Annotated in this window: 23 protein-coding genes, 1 pseudogene and 1 other annotated feature; of the genes and pseudogenes, 9 read left to right on the top strand and 15 right to left on the bottom strand. The window is 44.4% G+C overall.

Features of this window, described 5'->3' with window-relative positions; translation table 11 throughout:
* Window positions 1-27 precede the first annotated feature (27 nt).
* The 3 genes and pseudogenes from plaP to HV352_RS08870 all read right to left on the bottom strand — a co-directional run bounded on the left by plaP (window position 28) and on the right by HV352_RS08870 (window position 3453).
* Entirely contained in the window at window positions 28-1389 is a 1362-nt protein-coding gene (gene plaP, locus HV352_RS08885) for a putrescine/proton symporter PlaP (protein WP_016153551.1), read from the bottom strand.
* A gap of 214 nt (window positions 1390-1603) precedes the next feature.
* Window positions 1604-2588, bottom strand: a pseudogene (locus tag HV352_RS08875) (LysR substrate-binding domain-containing protein).
* A gap of 40 nt (window positions 2589-2628) precedes the next feature.
* A complete protein-coding gene (locus tag HV352_RS08870; protein ID WP_181635360.1) occupies window positions 2629-3453 on the bottom strand; it encodes an SDR family oxidoreductase in 825 nt (274 codons plus the stop codon).
* Window positions 3454-3627: 174 nt separating this feature from the next.
* On the opposite strand from HV352_RS08870, the gene hisL reads away from it, so the two are divergent.
* The 9 genes from hisL (at window position 3628) to hisIE (ending at window position 10858) form a co-directional block, all read left to right on the top strand.
* The gene (hisL, locus tag HV352_RS08865; RefSeq protein WP_100250077.1) at window positions 3628-3675 is read left to right on the top strand and encodes a his operon leader peptide; all 48 of its coding nucleotides are present in this window, start codon (window positions 3628-3630) and stop codon (window positions 3673-3675) included.
* Window positions 3651-3773: a sequence feature (His leader region), on the top strand. Its footprint overlaps the gene before it by 25 nt.
* Before the next feature lie 45 nt (window positions 3774-3818).
* Window positions 3819-4718: an ATP phosphoribosyltransferase gene (hisG, locus tag HV352_RS08860; RefSeq protein WP_003834191.1), complete on the top strand. Its 900-nt coding sequence runs from the start codon at window positions 3819-3821 to the stop codon at window positions 4716-4718.
* Window positions 4719-4723: 5 nt separating this feature from the next.
* Window positions 4724-6028, top strand: coding sequence for a histidinol dehydrogenase (gene hisD / locus HV352_RS08855; RefSeq protein ID WP_181635359.1), 1305 nt, complete (start codon window positions 4724-4726; stop codon window positions 6026-6028).
* Window positions 6025-7104 carry a histidinol-phosphate transaminase gene (gene hisC, locus HV352_RS08850; protein WP_016156893.1) on the top strand — a complete coding sequence of 360 codons (1080 nt, stop codon included), beginning with the start codon at window positions 6025-6027 and terminating at the stop codon, window positions 7102-7104. Before hisD ends, hisC begins: the two co-directional genes overlap by 4 nt.
* Entirely contained in the window at window positions 7101-8168 is a 1068-nt protein-coding gene (gene hisB / locus HV352_RS08845) for a bifunctional histidinol-phosphatase/imidazoleglycerol-phosphate dehydratase HisB (protein WP_016156894.1), read from the top strand. Before hisC ends, hisB begins: the two co-directional genes overlap by 4 nt.
* Window positions 8168-8758 (top strand): imidazole glycerol phosphate synthase subunit HisH, encoded by a 591-nt coding sequence (hisH, locus tag HV352_RS08840; RefSeq protein ID WP_003030129.1) that lies wholly within the window; start codon window positions 8168-8170, stop codon window positions 8756-8758. Before hisB ends, hisH begins: the two co-directional genes overlap by 1 nt.
* Window positions 8758-9495 (top strand): 1-(5-phosphoribosyl)-5-[(5-phosphoribosylamino)methylideneamino]imidazole-4-carboxamide isomerase, encoded by a 738-nt coding sequence (gene hisA, locus HV352_RS08835; protein WP_046275331.1) that lies wholly within the window; start codon window positions 8758-8760, stop codon window positions 9493-9495. Before hisH ends, hisA begins: the two co-directional genes overlap by 1 nt.
* On the top strand, window positions 9477-10253 hold the full coding sequence (hisF, locus tag HV352_RS08830) for an imidazole glycerol phosphate synthase subunit HisF (protein ID WP_181635358.1): 777 nt from the start codon (window positions 9477-9479) through the stop codon (window positions 10251-10253). Before hisA ends, hisF begins: the two co-directional genes overlap by 19 nt.
* Window positions 10247-10858 (top strand): bifunctional phosphoribosyl-AMP cyclohydrolase/phosphoribosyl-ATP diphosphatase HisIE, encoded by a 612-nt coding sequence (hisIE, locus tag HV352_RS08825; RefSeq protein ID WP_181635357.1) that lies wholly within the window; start codon window positions 10247-10249, stop codon window positions 10856-10858. The genes hisF and hisIE overlap by 7 nt, the downstream gene beginning before the upstream one ends.
* Before the next feature lie 46 nt (window positions 10859-10904).
* On the opposite strand, the gene ugd is transcribed toward hisIE, so the two are convergent.
* From ugd to galF, 12 genes are all read right to left on the bottom strand, one after another.
* Window positions 10905-12071 carry a UDP-glucose 6-dehydrogenase gene (ugd, locus tag HV352_RS08820; protein WP_104651480.1) on the bottom strand — a complete coding sequence of 389 codons (1167 nt, stop codon included), beginning with the start codon at window positions 12069-12071 and terminating at the stop codon, window positions 10905-10907.
* A gap of 235 nt (window positions 12072-12306) precedes the next feature.
* The gene (gndA, locus tag HV352_RS08815; protein WP_104651479.1) at window positions 12307-13713 is read right to left on the bottom strand and encodes an NADP-dependent phosphogluconate dehydrogenase; all 1407 of its coding nucleotides are present in this window, start codon (window positions 13711-13713) and stop codon (window positions 12307-12309) included.
* Window positions 13714-13876: 163 nt separating this feature from the next.
* Window positions 13877-14950, bottom strand: coding sequence for a glycosyl transferase (locus HV352_RS08810; protein WP_029139588.1), 1074 nt, complete (start codon window positions 14948-14950; stop codon window positions 13877-13879).
* A 4-nt stretch (window positions 14951-14954) separates the two neighbouring features.
* A complete protein-coding gene (wecB, locus tag HV352_RS08805; RefSeq protein WP_019077119.1) occupies window positions 14955-16055 on the bottom strand; it encodes a UDP-N-acetylglucosamine 2-epimerase (non-hydrolyzing) in 1101 nt (366 codons plus the stop codon).
* 3 nt (window positions 16056-16058) lie between these two features.
* Entirely contained in the window at window positions 16059-18050 is a 1992-nt protein-coding gene (locus HV352_RS08800; RefSeq protein ID WP_019077120.1) for a glycosyltransferase, read from the bottom strand.
* Between the two features lie 64 nt (window positions 18051-18114).
* On the bottom strand, window positions 18115-19692 hold the full coding sequence (locus HV352_RS08795) for a glycosyltransferase (RefSeq protein WP_181635356.1): 1578 nt from the start codon (window positions 19690-19692) through the stop codon (window positions 18115-18117).
* Window positions 19693-19694: 2 nt separating this feature from the next.
* Window positions 19695-21029 (bottom strand): ABC transporter ATP-binding protein, encoded by a 1335-nt coding sequence (locus tag HV352_RS08790; protein ID WP_104651477.1) that lies wholly within the window; start codon window positions 21027-21029, stop codon window positions 19695-19697.
* Window positions 21019-21849, bottom strand: coding sequence for an ABC transporter permease (locus tag HV352_RS08785; protein WP_029139589.1), 831 nt, complete (start codon window positions 21847-21849; stop codon window positions 21019-21021). Before HV352_RS08785 ends, HV352_RS08790 begins: the two co-directional genes overlap by 11 nt.
* Before the next feature lie 64 nt (window positions 21850-21913).
* Window positions 21914-22840 (bottom strand): glycosyltransferase family 2 protein, encoded by a 927-nt coding sequence (locus HV352_RS08780; protein WP_104651476.1) that lies wholly within the window; start codon window positions 22838-22840, stop codon window positions 21914-21916.
* Window positions 22827-23381 carry a dTDP-4-dehydrorhamnose 3,5-epimerase gene (gene rfbC / locus HV352_RS08775; protein ID WP_019077125.1) on the bottom strand — a complete coding sequence of 185 codons (555 nt, stop codon included), beginning with the start codon at window positions 23379-23381 and terminating at the stop codon, window positions 22827-22829. Before rfbC ends, HV352_RS08780 begins: the two co-directional genes overlap by 14 nt.
* A complete protein-coding gene (gene rfbD, locus HV352_RS08770; RefSeq protein WP_019077126.1) occupies window positions 23381-24280 on the bottom strand; it encodes a dTDP-4-dehydrorhamnose reductase in 900 nt (299 codons plus the stop codon). Before rfbD ends, rfbC begins: the two co-directional genes overlap by 1 nt.
* Window positions 24281-24705: 425 nt before the next feature.
* Window positions 24706-25599, bottom strand: a complete 894-nt coding sequence (gene galF, locus HV352_RS08765) for a GalU regulator GalF (protein ID WP_000609089.1) — start codon at window positions 25597-25599, stop codon at window positions 24706-24708.
* Window positions 25600-25731: the final 132 nt, after the last annotated feature.

Here is a 25731-nt window from a genome sequence, read left to right as displayed (position 1 = left end):
CCGGTTTTTTTTATCTAAATACAGTTATTACGCGATATCTTCGTCGTACTGTGGCACCGGGTTACGGAAGCTTTTGGTCACGCAAGCCAGGTAAATCAGACCAATAGCGGCCCAGATCAGACCCAGAACCATTGAACTCTCTTCCAGGTTCACCCACAGCGCACCAACGGTCAGCGCACCGCACATTGGCAGGAACAGATACTGGAAGTGGTCTTTCAGCGTCTTGTTACGCTTCTCACGGATCCAGAACTGGGAGATCACCGACAGGTTAACGAAGGTAAACGCCACCAGCGCACCGAAGTTAATCAGCGCCGTCGCCATCACCAGGTCGAAGTTAATTGCCAGCAGAGCAATCGCACCAACCAGAATGATGTTCATGGACGGAGTACGCCATTTCGGGTGGACATAACCGAAGAAACTTTTCGGGAACACACCGTCACGCCCCATCACATACATCAGACGCGCTACGCCTGCATGCGCCGCCATACCTGACGCCAGTACGGTAATGGTAGAGAAAATCAGCGCGCCGACCTGGAAGAACTTACCAGCGACATACAGCATGATTTCCGGCTGCGAAGCGTCCGGATCCTTGAAGCGTGAGATATCCGGGAAGTACAGCTGCAACAGATAGGTGGAGACGATAAAGATCAGGCCACCAATCAGCGCGGTCAGGAAAATCGCCCGTGGGATCACACGTTCAGCGTCTTTGGTCTCTTCAGACAGGTTGCTGATACCGTCAAAACCGGTGAACGAGAAGCACAGGATAGTCGCTCCCGTGATCATCGGGATCACATGCGCATCACCTGACCAGAACGGACGGCTGCTCGCCAGCGTACCGGCACCTTCCCCTTCGAACACGCCATAAACGACCATGCCGAGGATCACTGCAATCAGCACCACCTGCAACAACACGATGACGGTGTTGAAATTCGCAACAGATTTCAGACTGCGCAGGTTAAAGGCGGTCATAAAGGCCACCAGCGCCACCACGAATATCCATGACGGTATCGACGGCACCAGAGCTTCAAAATAAATTTTCGCCAACAGAATGTTGATCATCGGTGCGAACAGGTAGTCCAGCAGTGATGACCAACCCACCATAAAGCCAACGGTCGGGCTAATGGATTTCTGGGCATAAGTGTAGGCAGAGCCTGCAGACGGATAGCGACGCACCAGTTTACCGTAGCTCAGTGCGGTAAAGAGGATGGCGATCAGTGCAAAGGCGTAAGCTGTCGGGACGTGACCATCGGTCATTCCTGATACGATACCGAATGTATCGAACAGCGTCATCGGCTGCATATAGGCAAGGCCCATCATGACAACCGGAACCAGCGTAAGCGTTTTACGTAATTCCACGCGAGAGGTGTTTGGAGTAGCGTTATGCGACATGGTTATCCCCCATTACGGCGAAAACCGTCGCGTAAGCAAAAAATTGCCCCATTTTTTGTTAATCCTCAGCGACAACAACTGTCGATTTTTAAGTAAGTATCTATCCGGTACGAAGCCCGGCCTCTTTTATGAATGATTGGTTTGATGCAAAAAAATAACCGACGCGTATTAAAACGTCGGTTAATGTCATTTTTTGCAAGCGGCGTATTTTGCACTAATTTGGAGAGAAATAACAAGAGATTGAAGCTACTACAAAAGAATATTTTTTCTTAACTGATTGATTTATCAGCAGCCGTTTTAACATACACCCCCGCAATAGCACTATTTGCTAAAATCTCATCCCGCCACCAGGCGCTGGCCAACCCGGCAGTCTGTTCATTCCAACCTATCCACACGGGTTCAAAGATAATTTGTGCGACCACCTTTTTCTCAATCAGAGCGCCGCTCTCCAGAAATCGCTGCGCCAGATAGCGCGGAATATAGCCGCATCCCAGACCACTGATTTGCAGTTCCAGCTTGGTTTTGAAGTCAAAAACGGTGATGGCTTCCTGATCGTCGAGCACCTGAGAGCCCGAGACGTTGGCATGCTGTGCATTGTCGCCCACCACAATCGCGCGAAAACGCCGAATAGTGCGACGATTCAACGGCTCCTGTTCCTGCGCCAGCGGATGATGCGACGCAACCACAAACACCTGCTCCAGAACCCCTAGCTGCGCAAAGCCAAATTCGCTCGCGGCAGGCGGCTCATGTGTGGCGCCGACAATAATATCCGCCCGCCCCTGAGTGAGGGCATCCCAGGAGCCGCCCAGCACGCCATTGATAAATTTCAGGCGCGTCACACTGTGGTGTTGATAGAAAGATTCGATGAGTGGGGCCAGCAGCGAAAAGGGAAACGTATCATCTACGCCAATAACTAGTTCATTCTCCCAGCCTTCGTGAAGTTTAATCGCCTGCTTTTCGAGTTCGCGGACGGTGTGCAACACCTCCCGCCCCTTTTCCAGCAGCATCTGCCCGGTACGGGTAAACTTAGCCCGATGTCCGCTGCGATCGAGTAGCTGAATATTAAGATCGCTTTCCAGCTTATGGACGGTGTAGCTAAGCGCAGACGGCGTCTTAAACAATTTTGCCGACGCCGCTGCGAAACTGCCCTCTTTTTCCAACGCATCGAGGATGATAAGAACGTCCAGCAGTGGTTTCATACTCGCCCCCTGGCGGTATCAGCGGCACTCTGCTGGTCTGTCACTCCATCGGCATCACCAGCGGGTCAGGATACTGGTACTCAAACCCAAGCTCGTTACAAATACGGTTGCCATCAATGACTTTACCTTTACCGTTATCCTCATTGCCACGAAATTCCGGCGGCTCCATCCCCAACTGGCGGGCCATCTGTGGATAGAACACATTGCGCGCCGGATGCATAGGCGCACATATATTATAGATGTGTCCGCCTTTTGGCGCTTGCAGCAGCAAAGAGATGGCGGCAACCACATCATCCAGATGCACCAGATTGACGCCATGGTATCCATCTGGCGCCGTCTTGCCAGCGAAAAAACGACCGGGATGTCTTCCCGGGCCGACAAGTCCGGCCAGGCGCAAAATATCCACCGAAGTGCCGGGTAAATTGTGCAACCAGTCTTCAAGTTCTTTCAAAACGCGACCACTTGCCGTGACCGGGTTACGCGGAGTCCCTTCTTTCACGATGCCTTGTGCATCGCCATAGACCGACGTCGAACTGGTAAAAATAATCCGCGGGATACGGTACGCCAGCGCACTGTCGACCAGCTCCTGCATAGCCTGCAGGTAAAATGTCTCCCCCGGACCGCTACGGCGCGCAGGTAGCGTAATAACCAGCGCGTCGGCGTCCATCAGTGCGTCGAGATCGTCTGTCTCACAGACCAGTTCAGGCTCCAGGCGCAGCGAGTAGCTCTCTATACCACTCATGCGGGCCGCTTCCACCCCATCCAATGTGGTTTTGCTGCCGGTAACCTGCCAGCCTCTCGCCGCCAGCGACATAGCTAACGGCATGCCTAACCAACCTAAACCGACAATTGCGACCTTTTTCATGCCTTCTCTCCTGACTTTTGGCCTATAACGCAAGGCTACGCTAGCCCACAGTGGCTGACAATTCATAGTATCAATATGAAATGAATTAATGATCAAAAAAAGCCCTTGCTTTCCGTAGCTAAAGTGGTTTAGGTTAAAAGACATCAAATGAATAAACATTCATCGAGAAAATTTATGACACGCGCTCAATTCAAACACCATCATCACCATCATCCTGACTAGTCTTTCAGGCGATGTGTGCTGGGAGACATTTAAATCTTCCAGCGGTGCATGAGCGTATGAGAAAGCCCCCGGAAGATTTCTTCCGGGGGCTTTTTTTTGTGCGTGACCCAAACTGATTCAGACAGGATAACGAGGAATAAAGAATGTTAGATAACACCCGTTTACGCATAGCTATGCAGAAATCAGGTCGTTTAAGCGATGATTCACGCGAATTGCTGGCCCGTTGCGGCATTAAAATTAATCTTCACACCCAGCGCCTGATCGCGATGGCTGAGAATATGCCGATCGATATTCTGCGCGTGCGTGATGACGATATTCCGGGTCTGGTGATGGACGGCGTCGTAGATCTCGGCATCATCGGGGAAAACGTTCTCGAAGAGGAACTGCTCAACCGCCGGGCCCAGGGTGAAGATCCGCGCTATTTTACCCTGCGTCGTCTGGACTTCGGCGGCTGCCGTCTTTCGCTGGCTACCCCGGTTGATGAAGCCTGGGATGGCCCGGCAGCGCTGAACGGTAAGCGTATCGCTACCTCTTACCCACACCTCCTTAAACGTTATCTTGATCAAAAAGGGGTGTCGTTTAAATCCTGTCTGTTAAACGGCTCTGTAGAAGTCGCTCCCCGCGCAGGTCTGGCTGATGCGATTTGCGATCTGGTGTCAACCGGAGCCACGCTTGAAGCCAACGGTCTGCGTGAAGTAGAAGTGATTTACCGCTCTAAAGCCTGCCTGATTCAGCGCGACGGCGAAATGGCCGAAGCCAAGCAACAACTGATCGACAAACTGCTGACCCGTATTCAGGGGGTTATTCAGGCACGTGAATCAAAATACATCATGATGCACGCACCGAGCGAACGTCTGGACGAAGTCATCGCCCTGCTGCCAGGCGCTGAGCGCCCTACCATTCTGCCACTGGCGGGTGACCAGCAGCGCGTAGCCATGCACATGGTCAGCAGCGAAACCCTGTTCTGGGAAACGATGGAAAAACTGAAAGCGCTCGGCGCCAGCTCAATTCTGGTGCTGCCGATTGAGAAGATGATGGAGTGATAGCCATGAGCTTCAATACCCTGATCGACTGGAATAGCTGTAGCCCCGAGCAGCAGCGCGAACTGCTGATGCGCCCGGCGATATCCGCCTCTGAAAGCATCAGCCGCACGGTGGCCGAGATTCTTGAGAACGTCAAAAATAACGGCGACCGGGCGCTGCGTGAATACAGTGCAAAGTTTGACAAAACCGAGGTCGGCGCGCTGCGCGTCACCGAAGAAGAAATTCAGCAAGCCAGTAGCCGCCTGAGCGACGAGCTGAAACAAGCCATGCAGGCGGCGGTGCGTAATATTGATGCGTTCCACACCGCGCAAATTCTGCCGCCGGTGGATATTGAAACTCAGCCTGGCGTGCGCTGCCAGCAGGTTACTCGCCCTATCGCCTCCGTAGGCCTGTATATTCCAGGGGGATCGGCACCGCTCTTCTCGACCGTATTAATGCTGGCGACCCCGGCGCGTATCGCTGGCTGCAAAAAAGTGGTGCTCTGCTCACCGCCGCCGATTGCCGATGAAATCCTCTACGCCGCGCAACTGTGTGGCGTAAAAGAGGTGTTCAACGTGGGCGGCGCGCAGGCCATTGCCGCGCTGGCGCTGGGTACCGAATCTATTCCTAAGGTCGATAAAATCTTCGGGCCAGGCAATGCGTATGTGACCGAAGCCAAACGTCAGGTCAGCCAACGTCTTGACGGCGCGGCTATCGACATGCCTGCGGGCCCGTCTGAAGTGCTGGTTATTGCCGACAGCGGCGCGACGCCTGACTTTGTTGCTTCCGACCTGCTCTCTCAGGCCGAACACGGCCCCGACTCGCAGGTTATCCTGCTGACACCAGACGCTACGCTGGCCGAAGGCGTGGCTAAAGCCGTTGAACGCCAGCTTGCCGAGCTTTCCCGCGCCGAAACCGCTCGTCAGGCGCTCGCCGCCAGTCGACTGATCGTCGCCAGAGATCTTGAGCAATGCGTGGCCATCTCTAACGCCTACGGCCCAGAGCACCTGATTATTCAGACCCGTAACGCGCGTGAACTGGTTGACGATATCACCAGCGCTGGTTCGGTATTCCTGGGTGACTGGTCTCCTGAGTCGGCTGGCGACTATGCTTCCGGCACCAACCACGTTCTTCCGACCTACGGCTATACCGCAACCTGCTCAAGCCTTGGGCTGGCTGATTTCCAGAAACGGATGACGGTACAGGAATTAACTCCCCAAGGTTTCTCTGCCCTGGCCTCCACCATTGAAACACTGGCCGCGGCTGAACGACTGACTGCCCACAAAAATGCCGTCACCCTGCGCGTTAACGCCCTGAAGGAGCAAGCATGAGCACTGACAACTTTCTCAGCGTCACTGATTTAGCCCGTAAGAATGTTCGCGAGTTAACGCCCTATCAGTCTGCCCGTCGTCTTGGCGGTAACGGTGACGTGTGGCTCAACGCGAATGAGTACCCAACCGCCGTTGAGTTCCAGCTACGCCAGCAGACGCTGAACCGCTATCCGGAGTGTCAGCCGAAAGCCGTAATTGAGAATTACGCGCAGTATGCTGGCGTCAAACCAGAGCAGGTGCTGGTCAGCCGCGGTGCAGATGAAGGGATCGAACTGCTGGTGCGCGCTTTTTGCGAACCCGGTAAAGATGCAATTCTCTACTGTCCGCCGACTTACGGCATGTACAGCGTCAGCGCCGAAACGATTGGCGTTGAATGCCGCACCGTCCCGACCCTGGATAACTGGCAGCTGGATTTACAAGGCATCGCGGACAAGCTTGATGGCGTGAAAGTGGTCTACGTATGCAGCCCCAATAACCCAACCGGCCAGCTGATAAATCCGCAGGACCTACGTTCACTGCTCGAAATGACGCAGGGTAAAGCCATCGTGGTCGCTGATGAGGCCTATATTGAGTTTTGTCCGCAGGCTACGCTGGCAGGCTGGCTGTCTGAGTATCCGCATCTGGCAGTATTACGTACGCTGTCTAAAGCGTTTGCTCTCGCCGGTTTACGCTGCGGATTTACACTGGCGAATGAAGAGGTTATCAATCTGCTGTTAAAGGTGATTGCCCCCTACCCGCTTTCTACCCCGGTAGCGGATATTGCCGCCCAGGCGCTGACGCCACAAGGGATTTCCGCCATGCGCCAACGCGTAGAGCAGATCCTGCAAGAGCGTCAGTATCTGGTGGAGAACCTGAAAACCATTCGCTGTGTAGAGCAGGTTTTCGACTCTGAAACCAACTATGTTCTGGCGCGCTTCACCGCATCAAGCAGCGTATTTAAATCTTTGTGGGATCAGGGCATTATCTTACGAGATCAGAATAAACAACCTTCATTAAGCGGCTGCCTGCGAATTACTGTCGGAACCCGCGAAGAGAGCCAGCGCGTCATTGACGCCTTACGTGCGGAGCAAGTATGAGCCAGAAGTATCTTTTTATTGACCGTGATGGAACCCTGATTTCCGAACCGCCAAGTGACTTTCAGGTCGATCGCTTTGACAAACTCGCCTTCGAGCCGGACGTCGTTCCCGTTTTGCTGAAGCTGCAAAAAGCCGGCTTTAAGCTGGTGATGATTACTAACCAGGATGGACTCGGTACGCAGAGCTTCCCGCAGGCCGATTTTGACGGTCCGCATAACCTGATGATGCAAATTTTCACCTCTCAGGGCGTCGCGTTTGATGAGGTGCTGATCTGCCCGCACCTGCCAGCGGACGCGTGTGATTGCCGTAAGCCAAAAATGAAACTGGTTGAGCAGTATCTGGTTGAACAGGCCATGGATGTGGCAAACAGCTACGTCATTGGTGATCGGGCGACCGATATTCAGCTCGCAGAAAACATGGGCATTAGCGGATTACGCTACCACCGTGACACCCTGAACTGGGCGATGATCGGCGAACAGTTGACCAAAAGAGACCGCTACGCGCACGTTGAGCGCAATACCAAAGAGACGCAGATTGACGTCAAAGTCTGGCTGGACCGCGAAGGCCGTAGCAAAATCAATACCGGCGTTGGCTTCTTTGACCACATGCTGGATCAAATCGCCACCCACGGCGGTTTTCGCATGGAGATTGCCGTCAAAGGCGATCTGTATATTGACGATCACCACACCGTTGAAGATACCGGTCTGGCGCTGGGTGAAGCCTTAAAGCTGGCATTAGGCGATAAACGCGGTATCAACCGTTTTGGTTTTGTGCTGCCGATGGACGAGTGCCTGGCACGTTGCGCGCTGGATATCTCGGGGCGTCCGCACCTGGAATACCGCGCGGAGTTTACCTACCAGCGCGTTGGCGATCTGAGCACAGAGATGATTGAACACTTCTTCCGTTCACTCTCTTACACCATGGGTGTCACCTTGCACCTGAAAACCAAAGGGAAAAATGACCACCACCGTGTGGAGAGCCTGTTTAAAGCCTTTGGTCGTACGCTGCGCCAGGCTATTCGCGTAGAAGGCGATACGCTGCCCTCCTCAAAAGGAGTGCTGTAATGAACGTGGTGATCCTTGATACCGGCTGCGCCAATCTGCACTCGGTGAAATCCGCCGTCGCGCGCCATGGATACGACCCGGTTGTCAGCCGTGACCCGGACGTGGTGCTGCGTGCCGATAAACTGTTTCTGCCGGGCGTCGGTACCGCCCAGGCGGCTATGGACCAGTTGCACGAGCGTGAACTGATTGAACTGATTAAAGCCTGTACGCAACCGGTACTGGGGATCTGCTTAGGCATGCAACTACTTGGCCGCCGCAGCGAAGAGAGTAACGGTGTCTCTCTGCTGGGCATTATTGAGCAGGACGTTCCGAAGATGACCGATTTCGGTCTGCCGCTGCCGCATATGGGCTGGAATCGCGTCTATCCGCAGGCGGGAAATCGTCTGTTCCAGGGCATTGAAGATGGCGCATATTTCTACTTTGTACACAGCTATGCTATGCCGGTGAACCCGTGGACCATCGCCCAGTGCCATTACGGCGAACCATTTACCGCGGCAGTACAAAAGGACAATTTCTTTGGCGTGCAGTTTCACCCTGAACGCTCGGGCGCGGCTGGGGCGCAGTTGCTGAAAAACTTTCTGGAGATGTAATGATTATTCCGGCATTAGATTTAATCGACGGCACGGTGGTGCGTCTTCATCAGGGCGATTACGCAACGCAACGTGATTATGGCAACGATCCTCTCCCCCGTTTACAGGATTACGCAGCTCAGGGTGCCGAAGTACTGCACCTGGTTGATTTAACTGGCGCGAAAGACCCGGCGCAGCGGCAGATCCCGCTGATTAAAACGCTGGTCGCTGGTGTCAATGTTCCGGTACAGGTTGGCGGTGGCGTGCGTACTGAAGCGGACGTTGCGGCGCTGCTTGACGCAGGCGTGGCGCGCGTGGTGGTAGGTTCGACGGCAGTAAAATCCCCCGAAGTAGTCAAGGGCTGGTTTGCCCGTTTTGGCGCCGACGCGCTGGTGCTGGCGCTGGACGTTCGTATTGACGAGCGCGGTAATAAACAGGTAGCGGTTAGCGGCTGGCAGGAAGATTCCGGGGTTTCTCTGGAAGAACTGGTTGAGACTTATCTCCCCGTCGGCCTGAAACACGTGCTGTGCACCGATATCTCCCGCGACGGTACGCTGGCTGGCTCAAACGTCGCGCTTTATGAAGAAGTGTGCGCCAAATATCCGCAGGTAGCATTCCAGTCATCTGGCGGCATTGGCGGGATCGAGGACGTAGCAGCCCTGCGTGGAACCGGCGTACGCGGCGTGATCGTCGGACGCGCCCTGCTGGAAGGTAAGTTCACCGTTGAGGAGGCCATTCAATGCTGGCAAAACGCATAATTCCTTGTCTGGACGTTCGTGATGGACAGGTGGTAAAAGGCGTCCAGTTTCGCAATCACGAGATTATTGGCGACATTGTCCCGCTGGCAAAACGCTATGCCGATGAAGGCGCAGATGAACTGGTGTTCTACGATATCACCGCCTCCAGCGATGGCCGCGTAGTGGATAAAAGCTGGGTATCTCGCGTGGCGGAAGTGATCGATATTCCGTTCTGCGTTGCCGGTGGTATTAAATCCATCGACGATGCGGCGCGCATCCTCTCCTTCGGGGCGGATAAAATCTCTATCAACTCCCCGGCGCTGGCCGAACCGGAGCTTATCACCCGCCTGGCGGACCGCTTCGGCGTGCAGTGTATCGTGGTAGGCATTGATACCTGGTATGACGCCGAAACCGGAAAATATCATGTTAATCAATATACCGGGGATGAAAGCCGTACCCGCGTCACACAGTGGGAAACGCTGGACTGGGTGCAGGAAGTACAAAAACGCGGCGCAGGCGAAATCGTCCTGAACATGATGAACCAGGACGGCGTGCGTAACGGTTATGACCTGGAACAGCTGAAAAAAGTGCGCGACGTTTGCCACGTACCGCTGATTGCCTCCGGCGGCGCGGGCACCATGGAACACTTCCTTGAAGCCTTCCGGGACGCCGACGTTGACGGCACGCTTGCCGCCTCCGTCTTTCACAAGCAAATTATTAATATTGGCGAATTAAAAGCGTACCTGGCAACACAGGGCGTGGAGATCAGGATATGTTAACGAAGCAACAATGCCGCGAGCTGGACTGGGAAAAAACCGACGGACTGATGCCAGTCATCGTGCAGCATGCGGTTTCCGGTGAGGTACTAATGCTGGGTTATATGAACCCGGAAGCACTGGATAAAACGCTTGAAAGCGGCAAAGTGACCTTTTTCTCGCGGACCAAACAGCGCCTGTGGACCAAGGGTGAAACCTCCGGTCACTTCCTGAACGTGGTGAGCATCGCGCCCGACTGCGACAACGACACCCTGCTGGTACTGGTTAACCCGATTGGCCCGACCTGCCATAAAGGCACCTCAAGCTGCTTTGGCGATGCCAGCCACCAATGGCTGTTCCTGTATCAACTGGAGCAACTACTGGCCGAACGTAAAACCGCTGACCCGGCAAGCTCCTACACTGCAAAGCTGTATGCCAGCGGCACTAAACGTATTGCCCAGAAGGTAGGCGAAGAAGGCGTAGAGACCGCGCTGGCCGCAACCGTGAACGATCGTTTCGAGCTGACCAATGAAGTCTCTGATCTGATGTATCACCTGCTGGTTCTGCTGCAGGATCAGGACCTGGATCTGACGACGGTGATTGAGAATTTACGCAAAAGACATCAGTAATAGACAGATACCGGCACTATGCCGGTATCTTTATTTAACTGAGCGTTTAATCATTTCCGAATAAATCTCTGGTATAGACTTTATCGGCTACATCCAACAGTTCTTCGGCCATCCGGTTAGAGATTATAACATCGGACTCGCTTTTAAATTTAGCCAGATCACGCTCAACCCGCGAATTGAAAAAACTATCATCTGGCAATACAGGCTCATAGATTATGACCGGGATACCTTTCGCTTTAATACGCTTCATAATACCCTGGATAGACGATGCCCGGAAATTATCTGAGCCACTTTTCATAATCAATCGATAAATACCGACGACCTTTGGCTTTCGTGAAATAATTGCATCAGCAATAAAGTCTTTTCGCGTCCGATTAGCATCAACGATTGCTGAAATAATATTATTTGGTACAGATTTATAGTTGGCGAGTAATTGCTTAGTGTCTTTTGGCAGACAGTATCCACCGTAACCGAATGAGGGATTGTTGTAATGGTTACCAATACGCGGGTCCAGACAAACCCCTTCGATGATCTGTCGAGCATTAAGCCCCAGAGTTTCTGCATAGCTATCAAGTTCGTTAAAATAGGCAACACGCATCGCCAGATAGGTATTTGCAAAGAGCTTGATAGCTTCGGCTTCGGTTGAGTCGGTAAATAGGGTCGGAATATCTTTCTTCAGAGCCCCTTCCTGTAGCAGTGCAGCAAACGTTTCTGCACGGGAAGATCGTTCACCAATTACAATGCGTGAAGGGTACAAATTGTCATATAGCGCTTTACCCTCTCGCAGGAATTCTGGGGAAAAGATGATATTGTCTGAGCTATACTTTTGACGCATCGATTGAGTAAAACCGACAGGAACAGTCGATTTTATTACCATTACTGCATCTGGATTTATTTTAATAACATCCTGTATAACTGACTCGACGCTGCTAGTATCGAAATAATTAGTTTTGGGATCGTAATCTGTTGGGGTAGCAATAATGACAAATTCTGCGTTCTGATAAGCTTTGTGCTTATCCAGGGTAGCGCTGAATGTTATATCTTTTGATTGCAGATACTGTTCAATTTCTTGATCAACTATCGGAGATATCCGATTATTTAGCATCTCGACACGGGAAGGAACTATGTCCAGAGCAATGACCTGATGATGTTGGGCGATAAGAAGACCATTTGACAGGCCAACATATCCGGTACCAGAAATGGTGATTTTCATTTCATGCTCTCAGTATTATCTTAATAATTAATCATGATGTCGTACATCCTGATAAGAGAATAATGTTTTAACGTTTTGTTGAATATTGTGTCAACGAAGGTTAAAACAATTCAGATTTTCTTTATCAGTGTACGCAAGAAATATTAAGTAAAGATTAAGCAATCAACTTAAATCAATAAGATTTGGGATAAAAAAAAGCCCGGTCAAAAAACCGGGCCAGTGAACGTCAGAAGACTTATTCCATCCATTCAGTATGGAAAACACCTTCTTTATCAGTACGTTTATAAGTATGCGCACCGAAGTAGTCACGCTGGGCCTGAATCAGATTTGCAGGGAGCACCTCTGCACGATAGCTGTCGTAATAAGCGACAGCAGCAGAGAATGTCGGTACCGGGATACCATTCTGCACAGCATACGCAACAACATCACGTAGCGCCTGTTGGTATTCATCGGCAATGTTCTTGAAGTACGGGTCGAGCAGCAGGTTTGCGATACCAGCGTTTTTAGCATAGGCATCGGTGATTTTCTGCAGGAACTGCGCGCGGATGATGCAGCCCGCACGGAAGATTTTTGCAATCTCGCCGTAGTTCAGATCCCAATTATGCTCGTCAGATGCGGCACGCAGCTGAGAAAAGCCCTGAGCATAAGACACGATCTTACCGAGGTACAGCGCACGACGTACTTTCTCAATAAATTCTGCCTTATCACCCGCAAGCTGAGTTTTAGGACCGGACAGGACTTTAGAGGCAGCAACACGCTGATCTTTCAGTGAAGAGATGTAACGTGCAAACACAGACTCAGTAATCAGAGACAGTGGTTCACCGAGATCCAGAGAGCTCTGGCTGGTCCATTTACCCGTCCCTTTATTCGCCGCTTCATCCAAGATGAAATCCACCAAATATTTACCATCTTCATCTTTTTTAGTGAAGATATCTTTGGTGATATCGATCAGGTAGCTACTCAGCTCGCCGTTATTCCACTCGGTGAAGGTGCTAGCCAGTTCTTCGTTGCTTAGGTTCAAACCACCTTTCAATAATGAGTAGGCTTCAGCAATCAGTTGCATATCACCGTACTCAATACCGTTGTGTACCATCTTCACATAGTGACCAGCACCGTCGGCACCGATATACGTCACACACGGTTCACCATCTTCTGCAACAGCGGCGATTTTGGTCAGGATTGGGGCAACCAGCTCGTAAGCTTCTTTCTGGCCACCAGGCATAATAGATGGTCCCTTCAGCGCACCTTCTTCGCCACCGGAGACGCCGGTACCGATGAAGTTAAATCCTTCAGCTGAGAGCTCACGGTTACGACGGATAGTGTCCTGGAAGAACGTATTACCGCCATCAATAATGATGTCACCTTTATCCAGATATGGCTTCAGGGAGTCGATAGCAGCATCAGTGCCAACGCCTGCTTTCACCATTAACAGGATACGACGAGGTGTTTCAAGGGATTCAACAAACTCTTTTACCGTATAGTAAGGAACCAGTTTTTTCCCCGGATTCTCGGCGATAACCTCTTCCGTTTTTTCACGCGAGCGGTTGAAAACGGACACGGTATAACCACGGCTTTCGATGTTGAGCGCCAGATTGCGCCCCATCACAGCCATACCAACGACGCCGATTTGTTGCTTAGACATTATGTGCTCCTAATACGCAGGGAAATTTTGCATCATGAATATATCATAGTTATATAAAACAAATTAGATAAAATTTAAAAAAACAAACTAAATATTATTAACAATTAATAGAAGCAAGAATACTTCGAAGCCTCGAAAAAAAATGACATTCCAAAAGAATTCATTAGATAAATAGAGTCTGGAATCGATCGTTCCAACGAGGTACACTTGGTGCTGGACTCATTGAAGAAAATGGAAAAAACAAAGAACCAGAAGGCAATTTATAATTGATAGTAACATCATTTTTCACATATGAATGATGATGATAATTCATTTCTCCGAACGCTGTTGAAACAATATCTTTTCGGGCCAATAAATATTCATAAAATTTTACAGGATCCACGCATTTTGTGATTTCATTGAGCATGAAAGGTATAATTGCAACATCGAATGTTGCAATCGTACTCATTACCTTACTATGTTCAATTGCCATCTCAAGCTTGATATTTTTGGGAAGATTAGTAGGAACACTTGTCTTTATTGGTCCAATAATTCTTATCAAAGAATCAGGATTTAGCTTAGATAATTCAACAACCCATGTCCAATCAAACCATTGAGCAATTGTACCGATATAGCCAAATACAAATTTATTATCCGTGTTAGAATCACTGGAGCGCTCAATTGTATCCGAGCAAGCATTCAATATAAGTTTTGTTTTATCAGGTAGAGAAAACTTCTCTAATAACGCATGGCTTGAGCAAATAATTTCATCAACAGAACATATGATTTTATTTTCGGTCTTTATCATATTAAATTTTGATAGTCCTACATAAAATTGAGGAAAATCATCCATTGCATCAAACCATTTTTTTTTCCATTTAAAACTATCTATTAACTTTAACGCGAGCAAACTCGGTTTACCAACAACTAATAAAGTATCAGAATCAATGAAATCACCTACATTCTGGAAAATTTTATTAATAGCACCAGAGTTAAGCAATTTGAATACTATAGGCAAGGGTTCACATGGCAAAATAAAATCAGGTTTTAATATATTAAGACCTTTAGGTAGCCCCATGCCCACAGGTTCCGGAGCATGCCGCCCCGGATGAAAATCTCCGATGTTAGGAAATCGAGTTGGGTATGGGTCTATCCAAAGAACAGATTCCACATCATTTCTTAAAGCAGCATCCACAAAAAAATGTGGACGCTGAGTAATGCTTGACCATGGAACCGGGGATAGATAGACCATTTTCATGATGTTAAACTTTGAAGTATTCTTTAATGATATTTAATATCCGGGAACTGGCTTTTCCATCACCATAAGGTGATGCGCCTTTAGCCATTTTGAAATATTCAATACTATCTGAAAGGAGAATAGAAGCTTCGCGTATAATATCAACTGTCTCTGTACCAACTAATTTGACAACCCCCTCAGTTACTGCCTCTGGTCTTTCAGTATCACGACGTAAGACTAAAACTGGTTTTCCTAACGCTGGAGCCTCTTCCTGCACTCCGCCTGAGTCTGTTAAAATCAGATATGATTTTTTGATAGCACTTACAAAAGGACCATAATCTAGTGGATCCACCAAAGCGATACGATTATGCCCCTTTAATACAGAATTAGTCACATTGCGAACGTTAGGATTAGGGTGAACAGGGAACAACACGTAAATATCAGGATATTTATTTACCAATTCTAGTAATGCGGCGCAAATATTCTCTATAGGCTTACCAAAATTTTCGCGGCGATGCGATGTAACAAGAACCAAGCGATGATTTGGTGGAATATCGATCCCAAAATCAAAGTCTTTCTTGGCTGTATCCAATAAAGCATCAATAACGGTATTTCCAGTAACAAATACTTTCTCTTCACCAATGTTTTCTTTTAGCAAATTATCCCGGGACACACTGGTAGGAGAAAAATGTAAAGCAGCCAAATGACCTGCTAAAATACGATTTGCTTCCTCCGGGAAAGGTGAATACAAGTCATTTGTCCTTAATCCTGCTTCTAAGTGAGCAAATGGTATTTTTTTATAGAAACATGCTAAAGCCGTAACGAAGACCGTTGTAGTATCACCTTGAGCAATAACCATATCTGGTTTTCTTTCCTCAAGAATCCTATCAACTCCAATCATTAACCTTGCTGTTAATTCCTGTAATGTCTGACCTGGGGTCATTACATTAAGATCATCATCAGCAGCAATTCCAAATAGCTCCAGAGCTTGATCTAAAAGGTCACGATGTTGAGCCGTGGCCAAAACAGTCACAGAAAATAACTCTGACTTTTTCAATTCTTGAATTAAAGGTGCCATTTTTATGGCTTCAGGTCTAGTGCCCACAACACAGATAATCTTTTTCATATTTTAGTTTCCTTTATAATCTACATAAAATTCTGGATAGGAAGACCATTTTTCTTTGAAATAATTAGCATTACGATTAAATAACTTTTCGTAATAATCACTGCCAGAATCAGCTTTAGTTGTTTGATGCGGTTGGTGTCTTATACCAGTTAGATCACGATAACAAACATCAAAGCCAAGAGCTTTAATTTGGAAACATAAATCTGTATCTTCAAAACAAGTGGGATCATAAAAAGTATCAAATCCCTTAGATGCTTCAAATATAGTACGCGACATAAATACCCCGCACGTACCAAGATAACCAATATCACTTCTGTAACCTTTATGTATAGCTTCAGCGTTCATCCCTCTATTAGGACAATAATCAGAAATCATACCACCTAAATCAGAACGATTTACATCAAACCAACCAGCACCCCATCCAATAATGCCAATATTTGCATTTTTTTCTAAGAGATTTAAAGCTTCAGTAAAACTGGAGAATGATGTAAACCACTGGTCAGAATCAAAAAATGCCAAATATTGGCCCGTAGCATACTTAGCACCTAAGTTACGGCCTGATGAGCAGCCATTAACATCATTTTTTATAATCTTAACGTTTGGGAATTGAGAGGCAACTAACTCAGCACCACCATCAATACTCATATTATCCACAACAATTATTTCCTTGAGGAAATAATCACAATGATGGATCAATGATTGCAAGTTACGGATAATAATATTTGCATTATTGTGTATTAAGATAACAGCACTAGTTTTCTTGTGGAATCTCTCATAAGTTTTACTGGTCAAAATATTATCCAGACGACTAAACCATGAGTTTTCCGATATAAAGATATCATTTTTACTGATTAATTCAGCTGTAACTTCAACCTTTTTACATAATGTTGCAAATTCAACAGGATCATTTGCAATGAAAACCCCGGGGTAATCCACAATCTCTGGCATTTGGGTAGCAATTACCGGTTTACCCAAGAAAAGATATTCAAATATTTTGATAGGAGATACTGCGTCTGAAATTTTACCTGGAACAAAAGGCAACAAGGTTATATCAGAATGAGCCAGGTATGCTGGTAATTCAGTTATATCCTTGGCACCTAAAAAGAAGACATTATCTGAAATATTTCTATCAGTTGGTTTATCACCTATCAGTACAAAGGCAATTTTTGGATTTGCCTTTGCAGCTGCGGTAATATAATCCCATCCAAACCACTCACCGTATAATGAACCAAAATAAAGAGCTATTCGATTATATCCAGAAGGCATATCAAATGGCTTGGAGTATTTCCTGTACTTGTCGAAAATATACTCATTTGCAGCATTTGGTAGATAGATGGCATCCTCTCTGCCTAAATCTTCTAATCGTTTTACTAGCAATTTCGCAGTTCCCACAACTACGGTTGATTCTCTAACAAAACGTTGGTAATTTTCCAAATTAAACCAGTCCCCACCAAGACTAGTTTCCCAATCATCAATAAGCTCAAACACAGTCTTTAAACCACGATTATTAAAAAACTCCAGATAAGGAAGCGCATCTGGATGGGGATGTTCAATGACTAATGTAGCATTGGCGGATACTATCTTAGAAATAATATTAGGGGTAGTATTTCCTATATATATATGCTGCAAACCATGAATAGAAACATCTGATTCAACGTGTATATTTTTTTCAAAATCATATTTTTTATAAATGTATAAATAAACTACTTTCTTACCGGTTTTCAGAGCACACCTAGCAAGCTGAGCAGCACGTTGGCCACCTCCGATATCATCATAAGGAACGCCAGAGATAATGATTAGCTCACCTTCCATGAAATTACTGTCATTCAGATAATTATCAGAGGAGTGAATGGTAGGAAATTGCTGTATCAAATTATAGCCGTTCAGCCTTCGATCGACTTTAGCGACTGCAACCTTAATAAATACCTTAAACCCTTTATCTCTTATCAACTTAATAGATTTCTTCGCATAGAAAGAAATACTCTGCAAATTCATTTTTACCTCTGTTAACTAAAAATTAGCATTTAAAATTATCTATCTTTTGAGATATACCAATAATTTATTTTTCACGATGAGTTAGTCGATATAAAAACCCCTTGGAATTTTCCATATGTTCATCATTCTTCCGATCCATTTCTGATATCTTACGCTCAAGGAGTAGTATTTTTTCCTCTAATCCTAAAACAAGAGTTTTAGTATTAGATATCTGAGCATTTGCTTTATCAATAACTCCAATTAACTCATCATTATACGTAATAAGTTTATTGATCCGCTTATCAAAATCACCATATAACCTATCAGCATTAATAGAGATATTTTTTTGGCTTAACTCAATAATACTTTGAATTTCAGCTATACTAATATTATTTTGTTTTAATTGTTCACAATTTCTCTTCTGTTCTAAGAGACAAAAATGTTGCCGAACACTTTCATTATTAATATTAAATATGATTTGAGATATCAGTGCATAAATTGCATCTGAAAAATATAAATTCTCATATCTGGGAAAATAAACATCTCCTGTTGTAATAAGACTGTAAATTTTTCTCAAAAATGAATCGGTACTTGAAAAAGGATTGTTTAAAATACAGGCTACAGAAGATGAGAAATGCAACCAAATATTATCTACATTATAACCATCATTGATAATGTCATAACAAGAGTCTAAATCTTTATCAGAAATAGATGATAATTCACATTTTAACTGTTCAGTAGTAATAGTATCGAAATTTCTCCCTGAGAAATTACACCATGCAGCTTTTTCAAAAGTTTCCGGATTCAATACGGCTTTAACACCATCATACCCAACTAAAATAACACGTCGTTTCGCTGCAATACCTTCAAGAACAACTCTCCCCATTCCAGCCACTCCAGAATATGAAGTAATAGCTGTTCTGACATCTGATTCGTATCCGGCAAACTCAACATAATTTGATAGATTATTCGCAGATATCTCTTGCTCTAATGTTCCTTTAGCGTGTCCATCTCCCATGATGACAACACCAGGTAACCCAATAGCTTTTGCATACTTTATAAATTCAAGAACGCCGACAATCTTTTGTTCATCCAAACGACTAACGCAAACCCAGCGTTCATCCTTGATTGAACGTTCATCATGCTGCGTTAATTCAATACCATTCGGTAATATCTGCACGTTACTTTCTGATGAAAAGGCCAAACTTAATTCTTTCATCTCAGCAGAAACTACATATGCAATGTTGACATTTGGAAGAATAATATCTGTTAGTAAAAATTTAAAAATTGGACTCAAATAATTAGCAAACGACACAGGACCATGTAAAGTCAATACTAATGCCTTATTCTCTAACTCGGCAACAATAGCAGAGATTATTATAGAATAGAAAGGTTGAGCATGCAGCAGTTCAATATTGTTATGTCTAATATACTTGCGTAAGCTATTTATAGTGTTTGAAAACTCTTCCGACCCTATATTATGGTTCAAGTCTAAGTTTGAGATAATGCCAGTAACTTCTGAAGGAATTAAACTTGTATCGAACTCTTTACCAACAGCCAAGTAAACTGAATGACCTTGTTTAATAAGGGAGCGAATTTCTCCAGCAATATTAGTTTCAAGTCCACCAATAAGAAAGACTTCAGTAACAACTAGTATATTCATACTTATCCTTTCTGTTTTAATACCTCAACTTGAGTTTCTAATGAAGCAATGCCGCTAGCTTTAAGAGTTCGTTGATTAACTTTTATGACCATAACGTCAGTTTTACGATCCAAGTATGCCATGCCAGATTGTTCCAATACCTCCGCTATTGCAAGAGTGATAAAATATGAGCCAGGACATAAATCTAATTTTATATTAAATGAGCAATTCCAAACATCACCACATTTGACGCTAATTAAATTACTGTCGTGATAGCGGGTACTAGTTCCATAAACGCTTACCCCCTCAACCGTCCTTAGTAAAAGTCCAGCCTGAATCTCGTTAATGTTTGATAAAGATTCAATTTGCATAGTGACAGTGATGCATTCACCTGTATTAAAAAGCTCGCACTGTTTCCCATTTGAATCAAATATTCCCCATTTAACAATTTGCGCACTCAATCCTCGAGTAATACTCTGCTTTTTACTCGAACCATCACTATCACTATCACCATAAACTATGTCAGTGGTTTCTGTTTTAAATGTTTCTGCTGTTTGATCTTCTAAAGAACTTTGAGATTCTCTCTCTTTTTGCGAGTTGACAAAACGAATATAAGCTTGTTCATCTGAATATAGTAATGCATGGTACTGATCGATCACATCTTTTGCCGACCCTATTGCATGCATTTCTCCTTTATGCAACAGAACAGCTCTTTGGCAAAACTTTTCAATTGTACCTGTTGAATGCGTAACTAATAAAATACTACAACCTTTTTTCCTTAATTTTTCAATATAGTCATAGCATTTACGCTGAAATTTCTCATCACCTACAGCCAGTGCTTCATCTACAATAAAAATTTGAGGTTCAATACAAGCCTGTACTGCAAATGCTAACCTAACGGCCATACCACTAGAATAAGTTTTTACCGGTTGATCTAAGTGTTGACCAATATCAGCAAAGGCTATTATCTCATCTATTCGGTTATCCATTTGCTCACGAGAAAAACCTAAAATAGATCCATTTAGATAAATATTTTCACGACCGGTAAAATCTGGATTAAAACCCGACCCCAACTCCAATAATGCAGCAACAACCCCACTGGTAGTGACGCAACCCTGAGTAGCCTCTAAAGTTCCGGCGATTATCTGTAGTAGTGTACTTTTACCACTACCATTTCGTCCCAGAATACCGACTGTTTCTCCCTTGCGTAAGTGGAAATTTATATTTTTTAGAGCCCAAAATTCTTTGTAATATTTCTTTGAAGAAGAAAATAGCTGAAGTAATCTTTCGCGAGGATTATCATACATCTCATAAACTTTTGAGACATTTTCAATTGAAATAGAAATTTCAGAGGACATCAGAGAATCCTCCTCTTGTTTTTTGGAACCACGCGAATCCAAGGCATGTAACAATCATTGAAACAATTGTCCATACACCCCATTTTTGCCATTGAATACTATTGCCGAATATTATCACTGCCCGAACCTGTTCTATAATGAATGTTAGTGGATTAAATTCCATGATAATCTTAAAGTTATCAGGCAAGGCTTGTATAGGATAAAATATTGGTGACATGAACATAAGTACTGTTGTTAATAATAATATTATTTGTCCGATATCTCGCAAGTATACACCAAGCGCTGACAGGAATAATGAAAGACCAATTATCAAAAAAATAAGCGGGATCAAAGTTAGCGGAAATAAAAATATCGTAATGTGAGGTATACCAAAGAATATTAAATAAAAAACAACCCAAACGACAAAGCTAATTAGCATATGAAAAAAAGCAGTACCTAATACAACAAAAGGTAATATCTCCAATGGAAATATTACTTTCTTCACATAATTCACATTTGAAAGAATAAGCCCAGGAGATTTATTCAGACACTCTGAAAACAAATTATAAACTAACAACCCTGAGAATAATATCAATGCAAATTCAGTTTTACTTCCTGTACTATCTGCAGACCAACGAGCCTTAAACACAACACTAAATACAAAAGTGTATACAGACAACATAATTATTGGATTTATAAATGACCACATAAAACCGATAACTGAACCTTGATATCTACTTGCAATATCTCGCTTAATTAATTCATAGATCAGTTCTCTATTGTTTTTAACTGTCTTCAGAAACACTATAGGATTCTTAGATTTCTTTGTTGCTAAACTCATTTTCCCCTCGATGGACACATTCAATATAATCTTCTTTCTTAACATAAATAACTGATCAAATCATTTAGATACGCTTCAAAAATAAAGCAACCGCAAACAAGAGAGACTCAATATTACTTTGCCTGTATAATCGAAGTTGTATAATTTGTTTTATTCTGCTAAGAAAACTTACCTTCCTAAGGCAAAAAAATCGCTGCGCTGTAATTTTATTCTCTTGGCTAAGTATTTCATGCATATGATTAAGTAAAATAAGGTTAGCATCAACGCTTTTCTTAAATTCGCCATTAAATAAAATTTTAACTCGCTTAAATTTAGCTGATAATGTTTTGTTTTCACCAACTAAGTTATTGTAATGCTGCCTGTATTTTAATGTGGGATCGGGATCATATATAACTTTTCCATCACATGCTGTAATTAAGATATATACCCACCAATCATGGGATGGAATAATTTTATCTTCAGGTGTTTTATCAATGATTAACTTAGCCGATAAATTGAACAGCATAGTGTTTCCACCAGCTACACATTGAATTAAGGAATTTTTAAAAGATAAAGGTTTCGTTATTTTTGAGGATGGACCGATATAGTTTTCATTCTCATCCACTAATAATGTGCTAGAGCAATATACGGCCGGTATGTTTGCTATGATACAAGAGAGATTTGCAATACTTTTCTCTATTTTATTATTTAGCCATATATCATCTTGATCACAAAAAGCATAATATCGGTATTTTTTTGGGATCAACTTTATCCCATTAATAAAATTCCTAGCAAATCCCTTACGTGGTCCTTCAATTAATTTACATCTTTCAGTACCAATCTCACTTATGCAATCTTCTATTATTTTTCTAGTATTATCCGTTGAGCCATCGTCAGAAATATATATAACCCAATCATTGTGAGTTTGAGCACGGATAGAATCAATTTGTGATTTTAAATATTTTTCACCATTATATGTGCAAACTAAAATAGCAACACTACTGTTCATCATACAACTCCGATAATTTCAGAGAAACGCCTAATAAATCTTTCTCTGAGATTATCTTATGTTCCATTTCTGGCCAAGCAACATTGATATCAGTATCATTCCAAATAATAATTCTTTCGGAATTTGGATTGTAAAAATCAGTAACTTTATAACAAACTTTTGCTAAATCTGACATTGTTAAAAAACCATGGGCAAACCCTTTTGGGATCCATATACTCTTTTTGTTAATGTCGTTGAGAATTACGCCAATCCACTTTTTAAATGTTGGTGAGTTTCTTCTTATATCTACAACCACATCGAAAATCTCACCTTCCAGACAACTTAAAAGCTTACCTTGCGAATACGGTGATGCTTGATAATGTAATCCCCTCAATACCCCTTTCTGTGACAATGAAATGTTGTCTTGAACAAATATAATATCTTCACCAATTGCATTATCAAATTTTTGTTTATTATAGCTCTCATAAAAATACCCACGTTCATCCCCAAAAATGCTAGGTTCAATAATTACTACATCATTCAATTCCGTTTTTGTAATTTTCATTATTTGCCTTCTTTACAAGCTTTTTCAATTTCAGAAAGTGTTCTTTTAACACCAAACTGCCAATCGGGAAGAAGTAAGTTAAACTGTTCTTGGAATTTTCTGTTATTTAATCTAGAGTTTAATGGTCTTCTCGCTAACATATTATATTCACTTGAAGTAATGTTATTTATTTTATTCAGTAGATAATTTGCACTATCAATATGATTCATAATAAACTGAGCATAATCAAACCATGTTGTATATCCACTCGACACCAAATGGTATATCCCATAGTGATTATTATCTGGTAACACTTTACGAATAACATGTGCAGTGCAATCTGCAATTAATTCAGCAGAAGTTGGAGAACCAAATTGATCATCAACAACTGATATTTCTTTTTTACTTTTAGCAATATTTAATATCGTTTTAATAAAATTAGCACCGCGCGAGCTATGAACCCAACTTGTTCGAAATATTAGACTTTTTGGGTTAAATTTAGTAATTACCTCTTCACTGGCTAGTTTAGCCAAACCATAGTGATTTATTGGCGCAGCAATATCTTCTTCTTTTTGCCATGAACTCCCATCACCCGAAAAAACATAATCAGATGAATAGTGTATCAATAATGCGCCTAACTTTTTCGACTCGATTGCCATTACTTCTACGGCCCGAACATTTATCAACCAGCTTAAATCTTGCTCTTGTTCGGCTTTATCGACAGCTGTATATGCGGCAGCATTAACAATAACATCTGGGCGAAATCGTTGTATCGTATCAGCTATGCCTTTCAAATTGCTCAAATCACCGCACGGAAAATAGTCACTTCGGCCTAATGCTAATACTTCACCCAATAAAGCAAGTGAGCGCTGCAGTTCCCATCCTACTTGACCATTTTTCCCAAATAGTAAAATTCTCATTTCTATCCCATCAATACAACCAGATGAAAAGCTTTTAATACCAAGATACAGCTTCATATAATCAAGGCTATTGAAAAGTCAACCAATCAATTCCAATGCTTTTCATATGTTGAATAAACTATGGCATTTGATAACGCTACCGCCCCTGGCTCAACAGCTACCAGTGCACTACGTATAAACAAATTGGACGTTAGCTTCTGCAAATACTCGCAGAAAACCTAAAAATCAATCGCTAATTGTCTTACCAAATGTAGTCAGAAACAAGAAAAAATCCGACAACAGCAAGATTAAACTTAGTAGGTTAAAGCTATATTGTTAGCTTGTTCTAAGTAAAAAGCGGCACTAACGCCCAACCTTATCAAATGTCGATATGAGGTAGTCAGTTACCGCGACTTTCCTTCCAATGTCGTTGCTGCAGCCTGTTTCTATTCTCCGAGCAACTTCTCAATGCTCTTACGGAACTTCGGCCCTTCTTTCAGGTTACGCAGGCCGTACTTAACAAACGCCTGCATATAGCCCATTTTCTTCCCGCAGTCGTAGCTGTCACCCGTCATCAGCATGGCGTCAACAGACTGTTTTTTCGCCAGCTCAGCAATAGCATCCGTCAACTGAATACGCCCCCAGGCACCTGGCTGGGTATGCTCCAGTTCTGCCCAGATATCAGCAGAAAGCACGTAGCGCCCTACTGCCATCAGATCGGAATCCAGAGTCTGCGGCTGGTCTGGTTTTTCAATGAATTCAACTATACGGCTGACTTTGCCTTCATTATCTAAAGGCTCTTTGGTCTGAATAACAGAGTACTCAGACAGATCGCCTTCCATACGCTTAGCCAGCACCTGACTACGCCCGGTTTCATTAAAACGAGCAACCATGGCAGCCAAGTTGTAGCGCAGCGGATCCGCGCTCGCTGTATCAAGAACAACGTCAGGTAATACGACGACAAACGGGTTATCCCCAACAATTGGGCGAGCACAAAGAATTGAATGACCCAGGCCCAGTAACTGAGCCTGACGAACGTTCATAATAGTCACGCCAGGAGGACAGATAGACTGCACCTCGGCTAATAGCTGGCGCTTAACACGCTGCTCAAGCAACGATTCGAGTTCGTAAGAGGTGTCGAAGTGGTTCTCAACCGCGTTCTTAGACGCATGAGTCACCAGCACGATTTCTTTGATACCTGCAGCTACAATTTCGTCGACAATGTATTGAATCATCGGCTTGTCTACGATCGGTAGCATCTCTTTAGGGATTGCCTTCGTGGCAGGCAACATGTGCATCCCCAGACCTGCTACCGGAATAACTGCTTTCAAATTAATCATTAAGTCATTCACCTATTCAATTGTTGCTGAATTATAGCTTTTTAGCTTGTTTTAGCCAGTATGAATTACATTACTCCGATGCAGCGTATGTTACGCCGCTTAACTTCGCAATGCAGTAATCTTAATCCCAGG

Source organism: Citrobacter sp. RHBSTW-01044 (genome assembly GCF_013781945.1).
In the GTDB taxonomy this organism is placed as follows: Bacteria; Pseudomonadota; Gammaproteobacteria; order Enterobacterales; family Enterobacteriaceae; genus Citrobacter; species Citrobacter braakii.
This window is presented reverse-complemented; position numbering and strand designations above follow the sequence as displayed.